Below are 22,861 nucleotides of genomic sequence, written 5' to 3' on the forward strand. Positions count from 1 at the left end.
CGGCTGCACGGCTGGAGCGCCCTCCCTCATAGCTGGACGCCCACTCGCCGTTACTGCCCCACCCGGGTGTCCCACACACACCGGGTGTGACATCGGGACGGATACATGGTGCTGGGGGAGATCCCGACAACCCGCGTGTCTGCGCGACTTCAGCAGTCGCCCGGACACCTCATTCGCGTGGCACAGCAGGTTCACACCCGCTTGTGGTCCGAACACGTCGGAGCCGATCTCACGGCTCCGCAGTTCGCCGTGCTGCTGGTCCTGGCCCTGGAGCCGGGTGCGGACCAGCGGACGGTCGGCGAGCGTGCCTCGCTGGACAAGGCCACGATGGCCGAGATGGTCGCGCGGCTGGTCCGCCGCGGCCTGGTGCTGCGCAGGCGCGACCCGGCCGACGGCCGGCGCAAGCTGCTGGCGCTCTCGCAGAGCGGAGCCCAGGCGGTGCGCGAGGCCACCGGTGGTGTGGTCCGCGTGCAGCGCGTCCTGTTCGAGCCGCTCACGGCGGAGGAACAGGTCGAGATCGTCCGGGTGATGGCCAAGATAGCCAGGCTGGAGCCCGCGGCGGTCGCCGTCATCACCGACGCGCGGCCGATACTGGACGCCCAACGGGCGATCGGCTACCTGATCAGGGTGAGCCAGCAGGTGCACACCAAGCTCTGGTCGGAGCACGTGGGCGTCGAGCTCACGGCTCCGCAGTACGCGGTGCTGGACGCGCTGGAGCTGGAACCGGGCGCCGACCAGCGCACGGTCGGCGAGCTCGCCTCGCTGGACAAGGCCACGATGGCCGAGATGGTCAGCCGGCTGGTGCGCCGCGGTCTGGTGCAGCGTCGGCGCGACCCCTCGGACGGACGGCGCAACCTGCTCTCGCTCTCACCGGCGGGACAGGACCTGCTGCACCGCTCGGCCGCCGGGGTGGCCGAGGTCCAGCGGCTGCTGCTGGCGCCGCTGGAGGAGGGCGAGCACGAAGCCGCGCTCGCGCTCGTCGCGAAGGCGGCCAGGCTCTAGGTCAAATCTTCGCCGCAGTAGCCAAAACGATTCGCCAAAACGCTGAGGGTCCATGTCATGGGCTTTGGCGGATCGGGGCACACCGAAGGCCGCCCGCTCCCGTAGGGGTGCGGGCGGCCTTCGCGTGACCGGGCGTCAGGCGGTTCGGGGGCCCGGCTGCCGGGCCCCCGGGCCGGGCGTCAGTTCCAGTCGAACTCCTGCGGGTCCGGGCCGATCCGCTTGCCGGTGGCCACGGCGGCGATCGCCGTGAGGTCCTCGGCGTCCAGCTCGAAGCCGGCGACGTCCAGGTTCTCGCGGATCCGGGACGGGGTGACCGACTTCGGGATGGCGATCACGCCGCTCTGGAGGTGCCAGCGCAGCACCACCTGGGCGACGGTGCGGCCGTGCTTCTCGGCGATCTTCACCAGCGCGGGCTCGGCGAGGAGCTCCTTGCCCTGGCCCAGCGGGCTCCACGCCTCGGTGGCGATGCCGTGCTCGGCGTGGAAGGCGCGCAGCTCCGTCTGGGGGAAGTACGGGTGCAGCTCGACCTGGTTCAGGACCGGGGCGACGGTGGCCTCGTCGAGCAGGCGGGTCAGCTGCTCGGTGCCGAAGTTGGAGACGCCGATCGACCTGACCCGGCCGTCCGCCTTCAGCTGCTCGAACGCCTTCCAGATGTTCAGGTAGCTGTCGCCGTGCATCGGGCGCGGCCAGTGGATCAGGTAGAGGTCGAGCTGCTCGAGGCCGAGCTTGGCCAGCGAGGCGTCGAACTCGCGCAGCACCGCGTCGCGGCCCTGCTCGCCGGACCAGTCGCGGGTGCCCGAGTTCCACAGCTTGGTGGTGACGTAGAGGTCCTCGCGGGACACGCCGCCCGCCAGTGCCTCGGCGATCGCCGCGCCGGTGCCGGCCTCGTTCTCGTAGATGGCCGCCGTGTCGATGGAGCGGTAGCCCGCCTCGATCGCGGCGCGGACGGCCGGGGTGGCCTCGTCGTCCGGGACCTGCCACACGCCGAAGCCGAGCTGCGGGATCTGCGCGCCGTCGTTGAGGGTGACGGTGGGGATGGTGCTCACGGGAAGGGGTGCCCTCCTGATTGTCCTGTGGTTCCAGTGGGGGCAACTGGTGCCCCGGTGTGATTGTTCCCGCCGAACGGGCGAATCTTGAGTGAAGCTTTGCGAGGGTTTGCCCGGGGTGGCGGCCCCGCCGGTGGCGGGGCGGAGACCGCCCTGGTGGGGGACCGTCGGGGAGCCGTGAGGACCTCCGGCGGCGTGTGGGGGCTTGCGGACTCGCGTGCGGGGAGCGTGCGGAGGCTGTGCGCGGGGGCGTGCGGCCCGGCGCGCAGGGGGTGTGCGGGCCGTGGGGTGCGGCGGTGTGCGGGGTGTGGCGTGCGGGGGTTGCGCGGGCCGTGGGGTGCGGGGGTGGGCGGCCGCGGTGGAAAAACCTGTTGCGCGGATCACACGAAGCTTGGCAGGCTCGCGGCCATGACCTCCTGACTTCCGGGCCCTTCGTGCCCATTCCATCTCCGTCCGGTGTCTCCTCCGGGCGCATCGCCGATGCCGCGCCGCCGCCGTGCCGCCGCGCCGCGCATCATCCGTCCGTCGGCTCCGGCCGCCTGCCGTTCGGCCGCCGCCCGCGCTGCGCGCACGCCATCGAGGCGTTCCGTGCGCCCTGTTCCCCCCGAACTCCCCGTACCCCGTGCGCCCGTGCACATCCGCACCCGCGCACCGCCCGCATCGGAGTGTCATGCTGCTCACCCCTCTGCCGCTGGCCGACCCCGGCAGTCCCGACCTCTCCTCACCCCTGGCCTTCCTGCGCTGGCTGCAGCGCAGCCAGCGGCGCGGGCAACTGCTCGCCACCCTCTGGGCGCTGATCGAGATGGGGTGCCAGGCCGCCCTGCCGGTACCGCTCGGGATCGGCGTGCAGGCCGCCGTGGACGGCGACGCCGGCGGGATCTGGCGGTCCGGCGGGCTCCTCCTGCTGCTGGGCGCGGGGGCCTCGTTCGGGACGGTGCTGCTGCACCGCCAGGCGGTCTGGAACTGGATCCACGCGGCCACCCACGTCCGGCAGTTGGTGGCCCGGCAGGCCTCGCACCTGGGGGCCGGGCTGTCCCGCCGGATCGCCACCGGCGAGGTCGTCGCGGTCGGCAGCGGGGACGTCGAGCGGATCGGCTGGTACGTCGAGCTGGTCGCCCGGGTCCGGGCCGCGGTGATCGTCTGGCTGGCCGTGAGCGTGGCGGTGCTGACGGTCGATCCGGTGCTCGGGATCGGGGTGCTGCTCGGCGTCCCGGTGCTGGCGGCCTCCGTCTGGCCGCTGATCGGCCCGTTCGAGCGGCGCTACGAGCAGCAGCGCGCCCTCGGCGGCAAGGCCACCGAGCTGGCGGCCGACACCGTCGCGGGGCTGCGGGTGCTGCGCGGCATCGGCGGCGAGGAGCTGTTCCTGGAGCGGTACCGGGCCGCCTCCCAGAAGGTCCGCGCGGCGGCCGTCCGCTCGTCCCGGATCTGGTCGCTGATGCAGGCGCAGCAGGTGCTGCTGCCCGGGCTGTTCGTGGTCGGCGTCACCTGGTACGGCGCCCGGCTGGTGGCCGACGGCGAGCTCGCCGTCGGCACCCTGATCGCGGTGTACGGCGCGACGGCCTTCCTGGCCGCTCCGCTGCGCATCCTGGGCGAGGCGGCGCACGCCTGGAGCGTGGCCCGGGTCTCCGCCGGGCGGGCCGTGCGGGTGCTCTCGCTGGCCCGGACCGCCGGCACCGCCGAGGCCTCGCTGGCCAGGCCGGACAAGGCGGACCTGCACGACCCGGCGAGCGGGCTGACCGCGCGGGCCGGCGAGCTGACCGCGGTGGTCTGCGGGGACCCGGACTTCGCCGGGGCGCTGGCCGAACGGCTGGGCGGGCACGTCCCGCTGGCCGAGGGCGAACGGGCGCAGACCTCGGTGCGGCTCGGCGGTACGGAGCTGGACTCGGTGCCGCTGGCCGAGGCCAGGGCGGCGGTGCTGGTCCACGACAAGGAGCCGGTGCTGCTCTCCGGCACGCTGGCCGAGCTGTTCGACATCCCGTCCTCGGGGCGGGTCCCGGCCGCCGCGGCCCTGGCGGCGGCCCGGTCCGACGACGTGCTGGAAGCCCTGGTGGACGGCTCGCCCGAGTGCGGGGGCGACCCGATGCGCGCCCGGATCACCGAGCGCGGACGCTCGCTCTCCGGCGGGCAGCGCCAGCGGCTCGCGCTGGCCCGGGCCCTGCTGGCGGACCCGCCGGTGCTGGTGCTCGACGAGCCCACCAGCGCGGTGGACGCGCACACCGAGTCACGGATCGCCACCGGGCTGCGGGACACCAGGGCGGGCCGCACCACCGTGGTGTTCGCGACCAGCCCGCTGCTGCTCGACCAGGCGGACCGGGTGGTGCTGCTGCAGGAGGGCCGGGCCGTCGCGGCCGGGCGGCACCGCGAGCTGATGCGGACCGAGCAGGCCTACCGGGCCGTGGTCACCCGCGAGGAGGAAGCGGCCCGTCCGGTGGGTGGGGCCGTATGAGGACCGCCGTCAAAATCCCTGCCACACACGCGAGGAGTACGTCATGAAGCCCCCCGTCCAGGAGGAACAGGGGCCCGTCGCCACCCTGCCGGTCGGTTCCCCGGCCGCCGTGCGCGAGTACCTGCTGCTGCTCGCGCGGCGGCACCGCGCCGGGTTCTCCGCGGTGGTGGTGCTGCACTCGACGGCCACCCTGGCCGGGCTGGTCGGGCCCTGGGTGCTCGGCCGCCTGGTCGAGTCGCTGGCCACCGGCACCGCCGGGTCCACCATCGCGGTGGCGGTCGCCTGGTACCTGCTGGCGCTGGTGGCCCAGGCGGCGTTCACCGGCTGGTCGCGGATGCGCGGCGCGGTGCTCGGCGAGCGGGTGCTGGCCGACCTGCGCGAGGACTTCCTGGTCCGCTCGGTGGCTCTGCCGACCGGCGTGCTGGAGCGGGCCGGCACCGGGGACCTGGTCTCCCGGGGCACCACCGACGTCGACCGGCTGGACAAGTCGGTGCGCGAGGCGGTGCCCGAACTCGCCGTCGCCGTGGTGGCGTTGCTGCTGGTGCTCGGTGCGCTGCTGGTCACCTCGCCACTGCTCGCGCTGACCGCGCTGATCGGGCTGCCACTGCTGCTGGCCAGCTCCCGCTGGTACTTCCGGCGCGCGCCGCAGTCCTACCGCAGCGAGGCGGCCGGGTACGCGGCGGTGAGCAACGTGCTGGCCGAGACGGTCGACGCCGGGCGGACGGTCGAGGCGCTGCGGCTGGGCGACCAGCGGGTCCGGTTGACGGACCGCAAGCTGCGTGAGTGGCTGGCCTGGGAGCGGTACACCCTGTGGCTGCGCTCGGTCTGGTTCCCGACCATCGACGCGGTCTACACCACGGCGGTGCTCGCCACGTTGGTGCTCGGCGGGCTGTTCACCCTCCGAGGCTGGATCACCGTGGGCCAGTTGACCACCGGCGTGCTCTACGCGCAGATGCTGACCGGCCCGGTGGACCTGATCCTGCGCTGGTACGACGAGCTCCAGATCGGCCAGGCCTCACTGGCCCGGCTGGTCGGCGTGCGCGAGGTGCCCGAGCACGAGGGGGACGAGTCCGCCCGGCCGGACGGCCGTCGGGTCGAGGCCAAGGACGTCCGCTTCGGCTACCGCGAGGGCGCCGACGTCCTGCACGGGATCAGCCTGGACGTCGCCCCGGGCAGCCGGGTCGCGCTGGTCGGGCCGTCCGGGGCGGGCAAGTCCACCCTCGGCCGGCTGCTCGCCGGGATCTACGCCCCCGGCCGCGGCAGCGTGACCCTCGGCGGGGCGGCGCTGGCGCGGATGCCGGCCGAGCGGGTGCGCGCGGAGGTCGCGCTGGTGAACCAGGAGCACCACGTCTTCGTCGGCACCCTGCGGGACAACCTGCGGCTGGCCGCGCCCGACGCGGACGACACCGAGCTGCGGGCAGCGCTGGAAGCGGTGGACGCCGGGGCCTGGGTGGACGCCCTGCCGGAGGGGCTGGACACCGAGGTCGGCTCCGGTGGCACCTCGCTGACCCCGCCGCAGGCCCAGCAGCTGGCGCTGGCCCGGCTGGTGCTGGCCGATCCGCACACCCTGGTGCTGGACGAGGCCACCTCCCTGCTGGACCCGCGGGCCGCCCGCCACCTGGAGCGCTCGCTCTCCCGGGTGCTGGAGGGCCGGACGGTCATCGCCATCGCCCACCGGCTGCACACCGCGCACGACGCGGACGTGATCGCGGTGGTCGAGGACGGGCGGATCAGCGAGTACGGCAGCCACCCGGACCTGGTCGCGGCGGGCGGTCCGTACGCGGCGCTCTGGCGGTCCTGGCGGGACGAGCGGTAGCGGGAGGTCCGGGCCGGAGAGCTTCCGGACAGCTGCCGGGGAGCTTCCGGGGAGCTTTCAAACCCGTACGGGGCTCGATTACCCCGTACGGGTTACTCCCCGGCCCGGAATGGCGCGTAGTCGGGCAAATCGGCCGTCCGGCCCGCAGACTGCTCCGGTGACCAAGATTTCAGACGGCTCGTCCCGCTCCTCCCGCGGTGAGATCGGTGGGATTCCCACGCGGTACATCGGGATCGGCGTCATCGTCGTCCTCGCCGTGTGGTTCCTGTTCGCCAACCTCGACAGGGTGCAGATCCAGTTCTGGGTCTTCACCGTCACCGCGCCGCTCTGGATCGCGCTGCTGGCCACGCTGATCGCGGGCGTCGCGCTGGGCTGGCTGTTGAAGGGGCGGCGCAGCAAGTGACCGCGGCCCCCGGGCCGGCCCCGACCGGCGCCTCGGCCTTCACCCCGCTGATCGAGGTGCGCGGGGTCAACAAGCACTACGGGGACCTGCACGTCCTCCAGGACATCGACCTGACGGTCGGGCGCGGCGAGGTCGTCGTGGTCATCGGGCCGTCCGGCTCCGGCAAGTCCACCCTCTGCCGGGCGATCAACCGGCTGGAGCCGATCGAGGACGGCACCATCCTGATCGACGGCGAGCCGCTGCCCGAGGAGGGCAAGGGGCTGGCCAGGCTGCGCGCCGAGGTCGGCATGGTGTTCCAGTCCTTCAACCTGTTCGCGCACAAGACCGTGCTGCAGAACGTCTCACTCGCGCAGATCAAGGTCCGCGGGCGGCCCAGGGCCGAGGCGGACGAGAAGTCCCGCGCGCTGCTGGAGCGGGTGGGCCTCGCCTCGCACGCCGCCAAGTACCCGGCACAGCTCTCCGGCGGGCAGCAGCAGCGGGTCGCGATCGCCCGCGCGCTGGCGATGGAGCCCAAGGCGCTGCTGTTCGACGAGCCCACCTCGGCACTCGACCCCGAGATGATCAACGAGGTGCTGGACGTCATGCGCCAGCTCGCGAGCGAGGGCATGACGATGGTCGTGGTCACCCACGAGATGGGCTTCGCCCGGGCCTCCGCCAACCGGGTGGTGTTCATGGCCGACGGTCGGATCGTCGAGGACCGCGCCCCGGAGGACTTCTTCAGCGCTCCTGAGAGCGATCGCGCCCGGGACTTCCTGTCCAAGATCCTGAAGCACTGAGGCGGCGCCGTGAACCGTGAGACGACGCCCGCGGGTCGGCCCCTGACGACGTCCGTGGCGCCGCCGGTCGCGAGGCCCGTGACGACGTCGGTGACGAGGCCGGTGGTGCGGGCGGGGAGACCGGTGGCGAGGCCCGCCGCGCGGGCGGGGAGGCGGGTGCTCGCCGCCGTCCTGCTGCTCACCGCGCTGCTGGCGGGCTGCGGCAAGCCCGGCACCCCGCCGCCCAAGGGCCCGCAGCCCAGCGCGCTGCCCACCTACCAGGTGCAGGACGCCTCCGCGATCACCGGCTCGCCGACCCTGGACGCCGCCCGCCGCCGGGGCCACCTGGTGGTCGGCGCCAAGGAGGACCAGCCGTACCTGGGCCAGAAGAACCCGGCCACCGGCGAGTACTCCGGCTTCGACATCGAGATCGCCAAGATGGTCGGCGCCTCGCTGGGCTTCCCGCCGGACCGGATCCGGTTCAAGACCATCGCCTCGGCCAACCGCGAGACCGCCCTGCAGAACGGCCAGGTGGACTACTACGTCGGCACCTACACCATCAACGAGAACCGGAAGAAGCTGGTCGGCTTCGCCGGCCCGTACTTCATCGCCGGGCAGTCGCTGCTGGTGCGCAGGAACAACGACACCATCCACGGTCCGGAGGACCTGGACGGCAAGAAGGTCTGCTCGGCGGCCGGTTCGACGCCGTACCAGCGGATCCAGTCGCAGTTCCCGAAGGCCAGGCTGATCGGCTACGACACCTACTCGGCCTGCGTCGACAACCTGATCACCGACCAGGTCGACGCGGTGACCACGGACAACGCGATCCTGCTCGGCTACGCGGCCAAGGTGCCGGACGAGCTCAAGGTGGTCGGACCGCTGTTCTCCACCGAGCCGTACGGGATCGGGGTGCCGAAGGAGGACACCGTACTGCGCGGCGCGATCAACGACGCGCTGGAGCACCACATGCAGAACGGCGACTGGCAGAGGGCCTTCGAGGCGACCCTCGGCCTCTCCGGGGAGCCGGCGCCGACCCCGCCGCAGATCGACCGGTACTGAGAGGCCATGCCGTGAAGACGCTGACCGACAACTGGTCGACCTACTGGGAGGGCTTCCTCGGCACGCTCTCGCTGTTCCTGGTGAGCGCCGTGCTGGCGCTGGTGCTGGGTGTGCTGGTCGCGGGCTTCCGGGTCTCACCGGTCAAGCCGCTGCGGGTGTTCGGGACGCTGTGGGTGACGGTGCTGCGCAACACGCCGCTGACGCTGCTGTTCTTCATCGTGGTGCTGGGACTGCCCCGGTTCAACATCACCCTGCCCTTCTACACCTTCGCGGTGCTGGCGCTGGGCTGCTACACCTCGGCCTTCGTCTGCGAGTCGATGCGCTCGGGCATCAACACGGTGCCGACCGGGCAGGGGGAGGCGGCCCGCAGCCTCGGCATGAGCTTCGGGCAGACGATGGGCCTGGTGGTGCTGCCGCAGGCGTACCGGTCGGTGGTGGCACCACTCGGCAGTGTGATGATCGCGCTGGCGAAGAACACGGCGATCGCCGGTTCGTTCAGCGTCACCGAACTGCTGGGCACCTACCGGACCATCAACGAGCTGGGCTACAGCATCGTCTGGACCTTCGTCTGGATCGCCGTCGGTTACCTGATCATCACCCTGGCCATCAGCGCCGTCTTCAACCTGCTGGAACGACGAGTGGCGGTGTCCCGATGACCGTTGAATCCTCGGCGCTGTACGACATCCCCGGGCCGAAGGCGCTCGCCCGGCACCGGCTGTACGGCGGGATCGCGCTGCTGCTGATCGCGGCGCTGATCGGCTGGGTCGTCTACATGATGTTCCACACCCAGCAGTTCACGTACGAGAAGTGGATGGCCTTCGAGTACCGGGGCGTGCAGGAACTGCTGCTGCGCGGGCTCGGCAACACCCTCAAGGCCTTCGGCTGGACGGTACTGTTCGCGCTGCCCTTCGGCGCGCTGTTCGCGGCCGGGCGGCTCTCCGACCACCGGGTGGTGCGCTGGTTCGCCACCCTGGTGGTGGAGTTCTTCCGGGCCATGCCGGTGCTGGTGATGATCTTCTTCGTCTTCGTCGCGCTCAAGGTGCAGCCGCTCTGGGCGCTGGTGGCCGGCCTGGTGCTCTACAACGGCTCGGTGCTGGCCGAGGTGTTCCGGGCCGGCGTGCTCGCCGTGCCCAAGGGGCAGCGGGAGGCGGCGTACGCGCTCGGCATGCGCAAGACCCAGGTGATGTCCTACGTCCTGGTGCCGCAGGCCAACCGGGCGATGCTGCCGGCCATCATCAGCCAGCTGGTGGTCGCGCTCAAGGACACCTCGCTGGGGTTCCTGATCACCTACGAGGAGTTCCTGCACGCGGGCAAGCTGATCGCCACCAACCTGGACTACGACCTGCCGTTCATCCCGGTGGTCATGGTGATCGCGCCGATCTACATCGGCATGTGTCTGCTGCTCTCCTGGCTCGCCCGCTTCGTGGAGCGGCGCAGCCGGCGCAGCCCGAGCGTGCGCGGCGGGGCGCCGGTGGTCAAGGCCGGGGTGGCGATGGGGCTGCCGCCCTCGGCGCAGCAGTGACGGTGCGGTGCTGAGACGGTGCGGCACCGAGAAGGTGCGGTACCGAGACGGTGCGGTACCGAGAAGGACCGGTCCTGAGCAGGCCGGTTCGAGGCTGAACCATAGGTGCGGGTGGGGTCGGGGTCGATACCTCCAAATTCCTCTTATGATTCTCGGGCGCCCGGAGGCGGCCGAAGCACGGCTGCGGCACAGCCGGGGTACGGCCGAAGTGCGGTCTCGGCACGGCCGGAATGTGGTCGACGCGTGGCCGGAGCGGGCTGCCGAAGGTGGACGAGCGGGTGGGAGGGATCATGGAGCCGGTGTTCGATTCGCGGCACATCAGGACGTTCCACGAGGTCGTCCGGGCCGGCTCCTACTCGGCCGCCGCCCGAGAACTCGGCTACACCCAGCCCGCCATCACCCAGCAGATGAAGGCGCTCGAACGCACCGTCGGCGTTCCGCTCTTCGCCCGGGCGGGGCGCGGACTGCGGCTCACCGAGGCCGGCGAGGCGCTCTCCCGGCACGCCGAGCTGATCCTCGGCAGCATGTCGGCCGCCCAGCAGCAGCTCGCCGCGCTCGCCCGGCTGCGCGCCGGGCGGGTGCGGGTCTGCGCCTTTCCCAGCGCCAACGCCACCCTGATACCCGAGGCGATGGCCCGGCTGCTGGCCGAGCACCCCGGCGTGCGGGTGGAACTGCTGGAGGCCGAGCCGCCGGACTCCGTCCAGCGACTGCTGCGCGGGGAGTGCGACATCGCGCTGGCCTTTCGCTACCCGGGCGGGGCCACCGAGGTGCCGGAGGGCCTGGACGAGATCCCGCTGATGGAGGACCTGCTCACGGTGCTGCTGCCGGTCGGGCACCCGCTCGGCCGCCGGCACGCCGTACGGCTGGCCGACCTCGGCGGCGAACGCTGGATCGCCGGCTGTCCGCGGTGTCGTGCCAACCTGCTGCACGTCTGCGCGGAGGAGGGTTTCGCGCCGGACATCGTGTTCTCCACCGACGACAACCTCGCGGTGCAGTCGCTCGTCGCCGCCGGGGTCGGGATCGCGCTGATGCCGGCCCTGGTGCTCTCCTTCATGTGCCACCGCAAGGTCACCGGGCGGGCCGCCGAACCGCACCTGCGGCGGCAGGTGAGCGCGTACGTGCTGCGCGAGCACCGCCGGATCCCGGCCACCGGACTGGTGCTGGACCACCTGCGGCAGGCGGCGGCGAGCCGGGTCGGGTGCTGAGCAGCCCGACCGACATATAAGCGTTGATGGGGAGGTTGCTTACGAACCCTCCTTGGACGTGATAGGTCGATCCGTTCGAACCTGTGGGGATGACACCCTCAGCCACGGTCGGCAGCGGCCGACTCACCGAGCGGATGACCGCGCTGATCAGTGAGATCCGCGCCGTCGTGGACCGCGGGCTCCCGCCGGAGCTCACCGCCTACCTGGTCGGCGAACGCCTCGCCCCGCACCTGCACGCCGACCCGGACGGGCCGGACGCGCTGCTCACCGCCGCCCAGCGCGAGGGCGACCCGCAGCGCTACCGCCAGCACGTCCTGCACGCCGAGGAGGACGGCGGCTTCTCCGTCGTCGCCCTGGTCTGGCTGCCCGGACAGCAGACCCCGATCCACGACCACGTCTCCTGGTGCGTGGCCGGCGTCCACCAGGGACAGGAGAGCGAGACCCGCTACCGGCTGGTTTCCGAGGGCCCCACCGCCCGACTGGTCGAGACCGAGCACGTGGCAGGCCCGGCCGGCACCGTGGCCGCCTTCGCCCCGCCCGGCGACATCCACCTGGTGCGCAACTCCTGTAGCAGCACGGCGATCTCCATCCACGTCTACGGCGCGGACGTCTCGCGGCTCGGCACCAGCATCCGGCGGGTCTACCGGCTGCCCGCCGACCGGCAGCAGTGAGCGCGGCGTGGCACTGACTCTTCGGCAGACGCTTCGGCACCGCGCCGCCCGTACCCGTTCGCTGCCCCCGATGCGCGGGGACGCCCCCGGGCTGCTGCTCGCGGCGCTCGGAGTGGCCGCCGCTCTGGGCGTCCACGCGCTGGTACCGGCCGTGCCCGAGCTCACCGCCGCCGTCGTGCTCGGCATGGTGGCGGCGCACCTGCCGGGATTGCGGCCGGTGGTCCGCGGGATCGCCCGGCCCGGGCTGTCCACGGCCGGGAAGCGGCTGATGCGGCTCGGGATCGTCCTGCTCGGGCTCAAGCTCAGCCTGGACGACGTGCTCGGCCTCGGCTGGGCCACCGTCGCCATGGTGCTCGCCGTCGTCGCGGCCACCTTCGCGGGGACGCTCTGGCTGGGCCGGCGGCTCGGCCTGCCGGGGGACCAGCCGCTGCTGGTCGCCACCGGCTACTCGATCTGCGGGGCCTCGGCGATCGGCGCGGTCAGCCAGGCGGCGGGCAGCGAGGAGGAGGACGTCGCGGCCTCGGTGGCGCTGGTCACCCTGTGCGGGACGCTGGCGATCGCCGTGCTGCCACTGCTCCAGCACCCGCTCGGGCTCGGCGAGTTGGAGTTCGGGCGCTGGGTCGGGGCGAGCGTGCACGACGTCGGGCAGGTGGTCGCCACCGCGCAGACCGGCGGGCCGGGGGCGCTGCGGGAGGCGGTGCTGGTCAAGCTGATGCGCGTGGTGCTGCTGGCGCCGCTGGTCGCGGGGGTCGCCGTGGCGGTGCGGCGGAACCTGCGGGCGGCGCGGGTGGCGGCTTCGGTTTCGGTTTCGGCTTCGGCCGAGGTTCCGGTGGGGGCCTCGGTGGGCGCCCCGGCGGGGGCCTCCGCGGTCGGCGGCGCGGGCGACGGCGCGGGCGGGAAGTCGGGTGAGAAGCCGGGTGAGAAGTCGGTGAAGGCCGGCAGCCGTCCGCCGATCGTGCCGCTGTTCGTGGCGGGGTTCCTCGTGATGATCGTCCTGCGGACCACCGGAGTACTGCCCGAGCGGGCGCTCGGCCTGGCCGCGGACGCCCAGGAACTGCTGCTGGCCGCCGCGCTGTTCGGTCTCGGCAGCGCGGTCCACCTGCCGACCATGGCCCGCACCGGCGGGCGGATCGCCCTGCTCGGGCTCGGATCCTGGGTGGTCGTCGCGGGCGTCTCGTACGCGGGGGTGCTGGTCACGAACTGACGGGCCCGGATGCGGACTCGGCTATTGTCGGGCGGGTGCCCGCCCCGCCCCGTAACGGGGCGGCTCCGCAGCCGAGTTCACCCGAGTCCGCCAAGGAGGACGGATGACCACCGCACTGCCCGAACGCGACGGCCACGAGGCCGTTGTCACGCTCGACCGGCGGGAGGGCCCGTACGGCGAGGTGGTGCTCCGGCAACGCGGTCGGGACTTCGAGATCATCGCCAACGGCTGCTTCCTGATGGACACCGTCGACGGGCGCTCGGAGCGGCTGCTCATCCAGGCGGCGCTGGACGAGCTGGACCGTACGGGCCGCCCGGCCGAGCGCCCGTCGGTGCTGATCGGGGGCCTCGGGGTCGGCTTCTCGCTGGCGTACGCGGCGGCCGAGCCGCGCTGGGGGCGGATCGCCATCGTCGAGCGGGAGACCGCGATCATCGACTGGCACCGGACCGGCCCGCTCGGCGCCTTCTCAGACGGCGCCCTGGACGACGAGCGGGTCGAGGTGCTCCACACCGACCTGCTGGAGTACCTCGGGGCGGCGGACGGCGAGCGCTACGACGCGCTGTGCCTGGACATCGACAACGGACCGGACTGGACCGTCACCGAATCCAACGACGGGCTGTACGGCGCGGACGGACTCGCGGTGCTGTGGCACCGCCTGCGGTCGGGCGGGGTGCTGGCCGTGTGGAGCGCGCAGCCCTCGCCGGCCTTCGAGGAGGCGCTGCGGGCGGTGGGGTTCACGGACGTGGTGACGCACGAGATTCCGGTGGCCCGGGGGGTGCCGGACGTGGTGCACCTGGCCCGGCGGGCGGCTTGAGGGCGGAGGACCACTGGTAGGTAACGGGTGACAGCTGACAGGTAACAGATTTCAGATTTCGTTCGCTGAAATCTGAAACTTGTCAGCTGTCGCCTGTCACGTGTCACCTGTCACCCGTTCGTCGCGGCGGCGCGCAGCGGCTCCCCCGCACCAGCGGCTCCCCGTACCCCTCCGGCTCAGCCGAACGGGCGGTTCTCCGGTGCGGTGTTCGCTTCGTCCGTCTCGGCTGCCGGCTCCGGTTCGGCCGCCGACGCGTCCGCGAAGCCGTCCATGGCGAAGGGGTTGAAGTCCGGCGGTGGGACCATCACCGGGGTGCCCTTGCGCGGGGTCGGTTCCTGGGCGTCCGCGGGCTGCCTCGAACCCTGGTCCGTCGTTTCCGTTGCGGCGGGTGGGGCCTGGGCCGGGATGACGGGCGGGGTCGAGGGCGGTGGCGGGACGGCCGGGCCCTGGGCGGGCAGGGTGGTGCCGAACGGATCGGCCTTCTGCTCGGCCGCGACCGTGGTGCCGAACGGGTCGGCGATCGGAGCGGCAGCGGAGGGCTGGGTGGCGGGCGGGTCGCTCGCCACGTCCGGGACGCCGTCCATGGCGAAGGGGTTGAAGTCCGGCGGCGGGACCATCACCGGGGTGCCCTTCGGCCTGTCCGCGGCATCCTGCGCCGTCTCGTCCCCACCGGCGGGGGCCTCCGCCACCGGCGCGAAGGGGTTGAAGTCCGCGGGAGGCACCCGTACCGGCGTGCCACGCAGGTGCACGGGCTTCTCCGCCGGCTCCTCCTCGACGGCGGCGGGCTCAGGAACGGGCGCAGGAACAGGCGCGGGCTCAGGCTCAGGAAGGGGAGCCGGAGCCGGAGCAGACGCCTGGGTCGGCACGGTGCCCACCGCGGTCGGCACGCCGTCCCAGCCGAACTGGATGCTCTTCAGCAGCTCCGCGAACGCCTCCGTGTACAGCTCCCAGTCCTCCGGCCGCGCCGTGGACAGCTGGGCGCACAGCACCGTCCCACCGTCCGGCAGCGGGACGAAGGCCTGGACGGCCGAGGTGACCACCCAGCGCCGCTGCCCGTCGGCGGCCAGCGGGCCCGGCACCGGGACGGTCCGGCCCTCGACCAGGACGGCGGCCGGCCCGGCCGGCAGCAGGACGGTCCACACCTCGGCGTGCCGCCGGACGGTGGCCAGCTCGGTGGCGAGCGCGGTGATCGGCAGCGGGTGCCGGGCGAGCGAGACGACGAGGGTGGCGTCCGAGTTGCGGCCGTCCAGCTCCAGGGCGCAGACGCCGGCGTAGACGACGCCCGCGTCGCGGATCAGGTCGGCCAGGGTGGCGGAGATCACCGCGAAGTCGCGCCGGGGCTCCGGGCCGGTGGCGCTGAACAGTTCCTCGGCGACCTCGGCCAGGTGTCGGGCCAGTTCGTCGGCGGCCGCCACGGTGGCCGGGGCGGCGCCGGTCCGGTCCGTGCCGTCCGGCAGCGGGGGCACCGCCCGGGCGGAGACGCCGGGCGGACCGTCCGGGGAGGTCAGCGAGTGGAAGCCGGGCGGCACGACCAGCCGGACCTCGGCGCCCGCGCCGGTGGGCAGTTCGACCGGCTGACGGGTCTGCTGCCCGGCCGCCAGCGCGGCCAGCGCGGGGGCGAACGGCGGACGCAGCTTGGCGTCGGCGAACTCGCCGGTGACCGGGAGCTGGAACAGCGCGGCCGAGGTGGTGCCCCGGTCGGCGATGGCACCGCGCACCGCGCCGCCGCCGTAGCGGGTCTGGAGCGCGGCGACCACCCGGTCGGTGAGCCGTGCGCCGGTGCCGGGACGGGCGGTGCCCGCGGTGGTCACCGTGCCGAGTCGGTCGACGGCGGTGTGCACCGGGCCGTTGGGGGCCAGCGGCAGGCCGAACAGCGCCTCGCCGGCCGGGTGTTCGCCCGTCCGCAGGGCGCTCAGCGAGGCCGCCGGGTGGCGCGAGGTGTGCTCGTCGAAGAGGGCGTCGGTGAGGGTGCCGAGGGTCGCGCAGACCTGCTCCGCTGCCGCGAAGGGGTTGGCCTCCACACTGAACTGGACGTCCTGGGTCAACTGGTGAGCCCCCCGCTCTGCTCCGTCTGCCGTCGGTGGTTCGAGTGGGACCGGGCGCGCCGCGGCGGCGTGCCGTCAGATCCCTGCTCATTCCTATCAGAGCCCACCGTCAGGACCGAACCGCAGGATGACCCGATGATCACGCGGACGGCCGTTGCGGCGACGACCTCGGCCCTCCCCGGTAACCGACCCCGTGACCGACCCGGCGACTGCTCCGGTCACTCCGCGGCGGCTCCGCCGGCCTGCGCGGACCCGTCGTCAGGGGTGCCGGCGGCGAGCGCGGTGACCGCCTCGACGATCCCGGGCACGGCGAACAGTCCCGCGAGGTCCCGCACCAGGCGCCCGGTCGGGCCGTCCGGGTGCTCGTCGGCGAAGAAGGAGGCCAGTTCGGCGGCGAGAGCCGGCTCGCGGGCGGCGGTGAGGGTGAGCGCCGCGACGAACTCCTGTACCAGGTGCAGCTGGAGCTCCTCCAGCGGCACCGAGCGTTCGGCCAGCCACTCCAGCGAGGTGATCTCGGCGTTGGCGATCCAGGCCCGGACGGTCAGCCGCAGCCCGACACTCGGCGCGGGGATCGCCAGGTGGGCCAGGATCTGCTCCTGCGCGGCCCGGCGCACCTCGTCGATCACCGCCGAGGTGCCCGCGCTGGCCGCCACCGAGCCGCCGCGCAGCAGCGCGGCGAAGCCCGGCCCGTGGCTCTGCACGAAGTCCAGGTAGCGGCCCATCACCCGGTGCAGCCGCTCCGACAGCGGCCCTTCCATCGGCTCCTCGAACCGGGCCGACAGCTCCTTCCCGGCCCGCCGCAGCGACTCCTCGTACAGTGCCTGCTTGCCGGGGAAGTAGTGGTACACCAGCGGGCGGGAGGCGCCCGCGGCGGCGGCGATGTCGTCGATCGACACCTCCTCCGGCGGCCGCCGGGCGAACAGTTCCAGCGCCACGGCGATCAGTTGCTCCCGCCGCTCGTCCACGCTCAGCCGCCGGCGCGGCCGCTCGCCCGCCGGCCGGGCGGATCCGCCGGCGCCGGCGGCTGCGGAGGTCCGTGCTGCGTGGTCGGCCGTCGGTGACGGCGTACGGGAGGCCATGCGCGCCACCCTAGTTCGTCGAGGGCCGTCCGGTGGAGCCTGGGGCCCGGCGCGACCAGCCCGTGCACGGCTCCCGAGTCCCGCGGTCGCCGGGATCAGGCGGAGCGGAGGCCCAGATAGCGGCGGTAGGCCTCGACGCCGTCGGGGACGAACGAGTCATGGGTGAGGCGGTCGGCGAGTTCGGCGGGGGTGAGCCAGGCGTGCCAGGCGACCTCGGACTCCTGGGGGGAGACCGGGCCGTCCCACTCGGCCTCGTACATGTCGCACCACCAGGAGAGCCGGTCCTGGTCGAATCCGTCCTGCTCGAACCGGTCCTGCTCGAAGAGGAACTTGAACAGCGGGCGCGGGGCGATGCCGTGGACGCCGAGCTCCTCCTCGGCCTCCCGGACGGCGGCCTCGGCGTAGCTCTCGCCGGAGCCGACCACGCCGCCGACGAACATGTCGTACGCGCCGGGGGCGAACAGCTTGGTGTCGGTGCGGCGGTGGACGAAGATCCGTCCGGCCGGGTCACGGACCAGGATGAAGACGCAGCGGTGGGTGAGCCCGCGCCGGTACACCTCGCCGCGCGCGGCGGTCCCGATCACGCGGTCGTGCTCGTCGACGACGTCCAGCAGTTCCTCGGCAGGGTTGGTCATGGGGGACAGGTTAGGGTTTCCGGGCTCGGTTCGAACGAGTTCGGTCGAAGGACGGTCGAATGACATCGAGAACGAGCGTGAATGGCACAGGAAACAACGGAACTGGTCGAGGACGGCGCGCGGTGGTGGAGATCTGGGGCGAGACGGCCGAGGGGTTCGAGCCCGTACGGGCGGCCTTCGCCCGCAACTTCGCCGACTACGGCGAGCTCGGCGCGGCCTTCGCGCTGTACGTGCGCGGCCGCAAGGTGGTCGACCTGTGGGGCGGCGACGCCCGGCCCGAGGTCGGCGGCCGTCCGGCGCCCGCGGTGCCGTGGACGGCGGACACCGCACAGGTGCTGCGCTCGGTCACCAAGGGCCTGACCGCCACCACCGCGCTGCTGCTGGCCGAGCGCGGCCTGCTCGACCTGGACGCCCCGGTCGCCTCGTACTGGCCGGAGTTCGCGGTTGCCGGCAAGGGCCGGGTACCGGTGAGCTGGCTGCTCTCGCACCAGGCCGGGGTGCCCGCGCTGGACGTGCCGCTGCGGCTGGAGGACGTGCTCACCTGGGAGCGCGCGGCCGCCGCCGTCGCCGCGCAGGCGCCCGCCTGGGAGCCCGGCACCGCGCACGGCTACCACCCGTACACCTTCGGCTGGCTGGTCGGCGAGGTGGTGCGCCGGGTGAGCGGCCGGACGACAGGCCGGTACTTCGCCGAGGAGGTCGCCCGGCCGCTGGGGCTGGACCTGTGGATCGGGCTGCCGGTCGGCGCCGCGCCCAGGGTCGGCAAGCTGGTCGACCTGCCGGCCCCGGAGGCGGCCAGGACCGGTCCGAGCGGGCTGCGGCTGCGGCCCAAGCAGTCCGTCCGGGACGCCTACCAGGACCCGGCCTCACTGACCGCCCGCTCCTTCGCCTCGGTGCTCCCCGGCGTGGACCTCAACGACCCGGCGGTGCAGGCCGCCGAGATCCCCGGCGCCGGCGGCATCGGCACGGCCCGGTCGCTGGCCCGGTTCTACGCGGCGCTGATCGGTGCGGCCGACCGCCAGGACGGCTCCGGCGCGCTGCTGCCGCCGCTGCTCGGCCCCGAGGTGCTGGCGCGCGCGGCCGGCCCTGCGGTGAGCGGTCCGGACCGGGTGCTGATCGTCAACTCCACCTTCGGCATGGGCTTCTGGCGGCACGGCCCGACCGCGCCGATGGCCTCCCCGGCGAGCTTCGGCCACCCGGGCCGGGGCGGGTCGCTCGGCTTCGCCGACCCCGACCTGGGGCTGGGCTTCGGCTACGTCACCAACGGCATGCAGCCGGGTGTCACCGGGGACGTCCGCTCGCGGAACCTGATCCGGGCGGTGCGGGGGTGCCTGGGGCTGAACCGGTAGGGCGCGTCGGACGGTCGGCGTCGCGCGCCCGGCGTCGGGAGCCCGGCGGGAACCGTCGGGCGCGCCCCGGGCTCAGGCCTGGCCGGTCTCGAAGCGGATGACCTTCCCGCCGTCCACGGTGAAGCGCCAGGCGGTGCGCATCTCGCCCCAGGTGTCGTTGGTGAAGTTGGCGACCAGCGCGCGGCCGCCGTCGGACTCGGTCTGGACGTCCATCCGACCGTGGGTGGTGAAGATCTCGCGGTCGATCCAGTCCGCCAGGTTCCGGTCGGAGCCGTCGTCGGACATGGTCGCGTCCTCGGCGAGCAGCCCGACGAAGGCCTCGCGGTCGCCCGCGTTGATCGCGGTGACGGCGGCGCGGACGACGGGGTCGCTGAGCTTGGCGGTGGCGATGGTCACGGGGACTCCCGGGAGGGTGAGGGGTTGGGGGAGTCCTGTCTACGGCGTTCGCGCGGGCTGTCCGGGCATGTCGGCGGCGCGTCGGTGAATCGGCCGCATTCCTGTGCTTTGATCCCCTGAACAGGCGATCCGCCCCGGAGCCCGCCACGGGGAGTGGCGAGGGAGCGGGAGGCCCCGGTGGGCCTCCCGCTCCGCTTTCCCGCCTGAGCGGTCCTCCCCGGTGCGCTGTTCCTCCCGGGTGTACGGGCCCGAGCGGGTCGTACGCGCCTTCCGGGGTGTCCGGGCCCCGGCCTAGAAGAAGCCGACCGCGTCGGGGGAGTAGCTGACCAGCAGGTTCTTGGTCTGCTGGTAGTGCTCCAGGAGCGCCTTGTGGTTCTCCCGCCCGATGCCCGAGTTCTTGTAGCCGCCGAAGGCCGCGTGGGCCGGGTAGGCGTGGTAGCAGTTCGTCCAGACCCGGCCCGCCTGGATGGCGCGCCCGGCCCGGTGGGCGGTGTTGAGGCTGCGGGTCCAGACGCCCGCGCCGAGCCCGTACTGGGTGTCGTTGGCGAGGGCGACGGCGTGGTCGAAGCCGTCGAAGCGGGTGACCGAGACGACCGGCCCGAAGATCTCCTCCTGGAAGACCCGCATCGAGTTGTCGCCCTCGAAGACCGTCGGCGTCACGTAGTAGCCGCCGGCCAGCGCGCCGCCGAGGTCGGCCCGCTCGCCGCCCACCAGGACCTTGGCGCCCTCGTCCCGGCCGATCTCGAAGTAGGAGAGGATCTTCTTCAGCTGCTCGACGCTGGCCTGGGCGCCGACCTGGGTCTCGGTGTCCAGCGGGTTGCCCTGGCGCATCGCGCGCACCCGCGCCAGTCCGTCGCCGAGCAGCCGCTCGTAGACCGGGGACTCGATCAGCGCGCGGCTGGGGCAGGTGCAGACCTCGCCCTGGTTGAGGGCGAACATCGCGAAGCCCTCGACGGCCTTGTCGTAGAAGGCGTCGTCGGCGGCGGCGACGTCCGAGAAGAACACGTTGGGGCTCTTGCCGCCGAGCTCCAGCGTGACCGGGATCAGGTTGTCGGCCGCGGAGCGGGCGATCAGCCGGCCGGTGGTGGTCTCGCCGGTGAAGGAGATCTTGCGGACCCGGGTGCTGGCGGACAGCGGGGCGCCGGCCTCCTCGCCGAAGCCGGTGACGATGTTGACCACGCCGGGCGGCAGCAGGTCGGCGGTCAGCTCGGCGAGCAGCAGCACCGAGGCCGGGGTCTGCTCGGCGGGCTTGAGGACGACCGTGTTGCCGGCCGCGAGCGCCGGGGCGAGCTTCCAGATCGCCATCAGGATCGGGAAGTTCCACGGGATGATCTGGCCGACCACGCCCAGCGGCTCGTGGAAGTGGTACGCCACGGTGTCCTCGTCCAGCTGGGAGAGGCTGCCCTCCTGGGCGCGCAGCGCACCGGCGAAGTAGCGCAGGTGGTCGACGGCGAGCGGGAGGTCGGCGGCCAGCGTCTCGCGCACCGGCTTGCCGTTCTCCCAGCTCTCCGCGACGGCGAGCTGCTCCAGGTTCGCCTCCATCCGGTCGGCGATCCGCAGCAGGACCTGCGCCCGCTCGGCGGCCGGGGTGCGGCCCCAGGAGGGGGCGGCGGCGTGGGCCGCGTCCAGGGCGGCCTCGATGTCCTCGGCGGTGCCGCGGGCGACCTCGGTGAACACCTCGCCGGTGACCGGGGTCGGGTTGTCGAAGTACTCGCCGCGCAGCGGGGGCGTCCACCCGCCGCCGATCCAGTGCTCGTACCGGGACCGGTAGGCGACGATGCTGCCGGGGGTGCCGGGGGGTTGGTAGACCGTCATGCTGGGTGTCTCCTCGCTGCGTCGGGCACCGCCCGGTGCGGCTCGGGCCACGGGCGGCGCGCCGGGCCGCCCGGCAGGGGCGGTCCGGCGGAGGGTGCGGACACGCAATGGGACCGGCGCTCCGTCGGGGGCGCCTGCCGCGGAGCACGATAGCCGCCGGGCGCCCGGTGCGGCTACGGTCCGTGCGCCGGGCGGGTACGGAGGGTGCGCCTTCCGGTCGCTCTCGGGGGCGTGCGGGCGGGAGGGGCCGGTGCGGATCACCGCGGACGTCCCGGAGCGGGATCACTGCGGCTGCCCAGGGACGGATCACCGCGGCTGCCTCGGACTGGATCACTGCGGGGGCGCGTGTTCCGGTCGCGCCCCCGCATGCGCTGTCGCGCGCCGCCGCGTGAACGCGGGCCGCCCTCGTGGCGTGCCGCCGCACGCCGCCGTGCGTCGGGAGGACCGCCCCCGTGGCGTGCCGCCGCACGCCTCCGCGTGGCCGGGGCGGCACCCTCGGGGCGCGCCACCGCACGCCCGTCGGACGGCTCCGGGCGCGTGTCGGTCAGACCGTCTGGTACCGGCCGGTGCGGGCCTCCCAGCTGAGGTAGCCGGCCAGCCAGGTGAGCAGCCCGTCCGCGTACCGTTGGGCGATCGTCCCTTCGATCCGGGAGAGTCCCAACTCGCGGTGCACGTCCGGAAGTCTGTCGCGCAGCTCGGCGCAGCGGTCGACCATCAGCTGGGCCTCGGCGATGACCACGGCGCAGGCCTCCTCGGCCGAACAGCGCCGCTCCCGCTGGACGATCATGACCAGGTTGTTCACGTCCCCGCGCGGCGCCTCCAGCGGGTAGGAGCGCACGTCGTTGCTGAGTGACGGTATGTCGGCCGCCAGCTGGCGGAGTTGGCGCAGTACCGGGTGGTGCAGGACGGCGGCCGGGACCTCGAACTGGCCCAGGCGCTCGACCATGTCGAAGATGGTCTCCATGGCCGCGGTGCCCCGTCGGAGTTCCAGGTAGCCGTCGCGGTCCGGCGGCCGGGTGGAGATCCGGCCGGCGGCCTCGGCCGGGTGACTGGCCAGGTAGTACTCCCAGTTGTAGGCGGCGCGGGCCTGCCAGCGAGCCGGCATGCCCTGCACGCTGCGGTTCCACAGGTCGGCGAAGGCGGTCTCGACCGGGGATCCCTGGTCGGGGCGGGCGCCGTGCAGGACGGCGATCAGTCGCTCGCAGATCGGGGCCACCTCGGCCGGGCGGCGGCCGAGCGGGCCGTCGAACTGGTCGTCGAAGAGGAAGTAGAAACCCATCAGGTCGGCGGCCAGGGCGAGTTCGTCCGGACCGGCGTCCGGGTAGCCGAGCGCCGCGAGGTCCACCACCTCCCAGTGCGCGTAGCCGGGGTGGTCGGCGTCGGGCAGCAGCGGATGGCGGATCAGCCAGTCCCGGTGCAGTTCGGTGGCGCGCTGGCCGTGCGGACTGCGGCGGTGCGGGAACGGAATCTGAAGTGAGGTGTCGTCAGACATCGGACTCCCGGTGCAGCGGAGGGTGGGGGCGCTTCTTATTCGAGCACTGTCGGTGTGGGGAGTTGACGCGGAGGGGCGCGAGTGCTGGGGGCGGATTTCGCAAGATCATC

Annotated in this window: 20 protein-coding genes; 13 read left to right on the forward strand and 7 right to left on the reverse strand. The window is 73.4% G+C overall.

What is annotated here, in order from left to right:
• The first annotated feature begins 177 nt into the window (after positions 1-177).
• Entirely contained in the window at positions 178-1,002 is an 825-nt protein-coding gene (locus ACGF0D_RS12135; protein WP_392875632.1) for a MarR family winged helix-turn-helix transcriptional regulator, read from the forward strand.
• Between the two features lie 179 nt (positions 1,003-1,181).
• On the opposite strand, the gene ACGF0D_RS12140 is transcribed toward ACGF0D_RS12135, so the two are convergent.
• Positions 1,182-2,048 carry an aldo/keto reductase gene (locus tag ACGF0D_RS12140; RefSeq protein WP_392875635.1) on the reverse strand — a complete coding sequence of 289 codons (867 nt, stop codon included), beginning with the start codon at positions 2,046-2,048 and terminating at the stop codon, positions 1,182-1,184.
• A 670-nt stretch (positions 2,049-2,718) separates the two neighbouring features.
• Here ACGF0D_RS12140 and ACGF0D_RS12145 point away from each other — a divergent pair.
• The 11 genes from ACGF0D_RS12145 to ACGF0D_RS12195 all read left to right on the forward strand — a co-directional run bounded on the left by ACGF0D_RS12145 (position 2,719) and on the right by ACGF0D_RS12195 (position 13,943).
• Complete coding sequence (locus tag ACGF0D_RS12145) at positions 2,719-4,494, forward strand: ABC transporter transmembrane domain-containing protein (RefSeq protein WP_392915161.1); 1,776 nt, start codon at positions 2,719-2,721, stop codon at positions 4,492-4,494.
• A gap of 43 nt (positions 4,495-4,537) precedes the next feature.
• A complete protein-coding gene (locus tag ACGF0D_RS12150; RefSeq protein WP_392915163.1) occupies positions 4,538-6,310 on the forward strand; it encodes an ABC transporter ATP-binding protein in 1,773 nt (590 codons plus the stop codon).
• A gap of 157 nt (positions 6,311-6,467) precedes the next feature.
• Complete coding sequence (locus ACGF0D_RS12155; RefSeq protein ID WP_392875644.1) at positions 6,468-6,713, forward strand: LapA family protein; 246 nt, start codon at positions 6,468-6,470, stop codon at positions 6,711-6,713.
• Positions 6,710-7,489 carry an amino acid ABC transporter ATP-binding protein gene (locus ACGF0D_RS12160; RefSeq protein WP_392875647.1) on the forward strand — a complete coding sequence of 260 codons (780 nt, stop codon included), beginning with the start codon at positions 6,710-6,712 and terminating at the stop codon, positions 7,487-7,489. The genes ACGF0D_RS12155 and ACGF0D_RS12160 overlap by 4 nt, the downstream gene beginning before the upstream one ends.
• Before the next feature lie 123 nt (positions 7,490-7,612).
• Positions 7,613-8,527, forward strand: coding sequence for a glutamate ABC transporter substrate-binding protein (locus ACGF0D_RS12165; protein ID WP_392915166.1), 915 nt, complete (start codon positions 7,613-7,615; stop codon positions 8,525-8,527).
• A gap of 11 nt (positions 8,528-8,538) precedes the next feature.
• The gene (locus ACGF0D_RS12170; RefSeq protein WP_392875653.1) at positions 8,539-9,183 is read left to right on the forward strand and encodes an amino acid ABC transporter permease; all 645 of its coding nucleotides are present in this window, start codon (positions 8,539-8,541) and stop codon (positions 9,181-9,183) included.
• A complete protein-coding gene (locus ACGF0D_RS12175) occupies positions 9,180-10,049 on the forward strand; it encodes an amino acid ABC transporter permease (protein WP_392915169.1) in 870 nt (289 codons plus the stop codon). Before ACGF0D_RS12170 ends, ACGF0D_RS12175 begins: the two co-directional genes overlap by 4 nt.
• Before the next feature lie 299 nt (positions 10,050-10,348).
• Positions 10,349-11,254, forward strand: a complete 906-nt coding sequence (locus ACGF0D_RS12180; RefSeq protein WP_392915172.1) for a LysR family transcriptional regulator — start codon at positions 10,349-10,351, stop codon at positions 11,252-11,254.
• 89 nt (positions 11,255-11,343) lie between these two features.
• Positions 11,344-11,925, forward strand: a complete 582-nt coding sequence (locus tag ACGF0D_RS12185; RefSeq protein ID WP_392915174.1) for a cysteine dioxygenase — start codon at positions 11,344-11,346, stop codon at positions 11,923-11,925.
• Between the two features lie 70 nt (positions 11,926-11,995).
• Complete coding sequence (locus ACGF0D_RS12190; RefSeq protein WP_392875823.1) at positions 11,996-13,129, forward strand: YeiH family protein; 1,134 nt, start codon at positions 11,996-11,998, stop codon at positions 13,127-13,129.
• Between the two features lie 103 nt (positions 13,130-13,232).
• Positions 13,233-13,943: a spermidine synthase gene (locus tag ACGF0D_RS12195; RefSeq protein WP_392915176.1), complete on the forward strand. Its 711-nt coding sequence runs from the start codon at positions 13,233-13,235 to the stop codon at positions 13,941-13,943.
• A 176-nt stretch (positions 13,944-14,119) separates the two neighbouring features.
• Here the strand turns inward: ACGF0D_RS12195 and ACGF0D_RS12200 are convergent, their stop codons facing one another.
• From ACGF0D_RS12200 to ACGF0D_RS12210, 3 genes are all read right to left on the reverse strand, one after another.
• Positions 14,120-15,988, reverse strand: coding sequence for a hypothetical protein (locus ACGF0D_RS12200; protein ID WP_392915179.1), 1,869 nt, complete (start codon positions 15,986-15,988; stop codon positions 14,120-14,122).
• Positions 15,989-16,206: 218 nt separating this feature from the next.
• Positions 16,207-17,067 (reverse strand): TetR/AcrR family transcriptional regulator, encoded by an 861-nt coding sequence (locus ACGF0D_RS12205; protein WP_392915182.1) that lies wholly within the window; start codon positions 17,065-17,067, stop codon positions 16,207-16,209.
• Between the two features lie 95 nt (positions 17,068-17,162).
• Entirely contained in the window at positions 17,163-17,702 is a 540-nt protein-coding gene (locus ACGF0D_RS12210) for an NUDIX hydrolase (protein WP_392915185.1), read from the reverse strand.
• A gap of 122 nt (positions 17,703-17,824) precedes the next feature.
• On the opposite strand from ACGF0D_RS12210, the gene ACGF0D_RS12215 reads away from it, so the two are divergent.
• Positions 17,825-19,048: a serine hydrolase gene (locus tag ACGF0D_RS12215; protein WP_392915188.1), complete on the forward strand. Its 1,224-nt coding sequence runs from the start codon at positions 17,825-17,827 to the stop codon at positions 19,046-19,048.
• Positions 19,049-19,120: 72 nt separating this feature from the next.
• Here the strand turns inward: ACGF0D_RS12215 and ACGF0D_RS12220 are convergent, their stop codons facing one another.
• From ACGF0D_RS12220 to ACGF0D_RS12230, 3 genes are all read right to left on the reverse strand, one after another.
• Positions 19,121-19,444 (reverse strand): nuclear transport factor 2 family protein, encoded by a 324-nt coding sequence (locus ACGF0D_RS12220; protein WP_392875680.1) that lies wholly within the window; start codon positions 19,442-19,444, stop codon positions 19,121-19,123.
• A 291-nt stretch (positions 19,445-19,735) separates the two neighbouring features.
• Positions 19,736-21,259 (reverse strand): aldehyde dehydrogenase family protein, encoded by a 1,524-nt coding sequence (locus ACGF0D_RS12225; protein ID WP_392875681.1) that lies wholly within the window; start codon positions 21,257-21,259, stop codon positions 19,736-19,738.
• A 544-nt stretch (positions 21,260-21,803) separates the two neighbouring features.
• Positions 21,804-22,751, reverse strand: a complete 948-nt coding sequence (locus ACGF0D_RS12230; protein WP_392875684.1) for a terpene cyclase — start codon at positions 22,749-22,751, stop codon at positions 21,804-21,806.
• Positions 22,752-22,861: the final 110 nt, after the last annotated feature.

Origin of the sequence: Kitasatospora sp. NPDC048298 (genome assembly GCF_043201465.1) — a bacterium.
Classification (GTDB): domain Bacteria; phylum Actinomycetota; class Actinomycetes; order Streptomycetales; family Streptomycetaceae; genus Kitasatospora.

Excerpts from the sequence above, each read along its gene's own strand:
- ACGF0D_RS12225 (WP_392875681.1), bottom strand. The coding sequence starts at position 21,259 with ATGACGGTCTACCAACCCCCCGGCACCCCCGGCAGCATCGTCGCCTAC.
- ACGF0D_RS12230 (WP_392875684.1), bottom strand. The coding sequence starts at position 22,751 with ATGTCTGACGACACCTCACTTCAGATTCCGTTCCCGCACCGCCGCAGT.
- ACGF0D_RS12175 (WP_392915169.1), top strand. The coding sequence starts at position 9,180 with ATGACCGTTGAATCCTCGGCGCTGTACGACATCCCCGGGCCGAAGGCG.
- ACGF0D_RS12210 (WP_392915185.1), bottom strand. The coding sequence starts at position 17,702 with ATGACCAACCCTGCCGAGGAACTGCTGGACGTCGTCGACGAGCACGAC.
- ACGF0D_RS12185 (WP_392915174.1), top strand. The coding sequence starts at position 11,344 with ATGACACCCTCAGCCACGGTCGGCAGCGGCCGACTCACCGAGCGGATG.
- ACGF0D_RS12145 (WP_392915161.1), top strand. The coding sequence starts at position 2,719 with ATGCTGCTCACCCCTCTGCCGCTGGCCGACCCCGGCAGTCCCGACCTC.
- ACGF0D_RS12205 (WP_392915182.1), bottom strand. The coding sequence starts at position 17,067 with ATGGCCTCCCGTACGCCGTCACCGACGGCCGACCACGCAGCACGGACC.
- ACGF0D_RS12195 (WP_392915176.1), top strand. The coding sequence starts at position 13,233 with ATGACCACCGCACTGCCCGAACGCGACGGCCACGAGGCCGTTGTCACG.
- ACGF0D_RS12150 (WP_392915163.1), top strand. The coding sequence starts at position 4,538 with ATGAAGCCCCCCGTCCAGGAGGAACAGGGGCCCGTCGCCACCCTGCCG.
- ACGF0D_RS12190 (WP_392875823.1), top strand. The coding sequence starts at position 11,996 with ATGCGCGGGGACGCCCCCGGGCTGCTGCTCGCGGCGCTCGGAGTGGCC.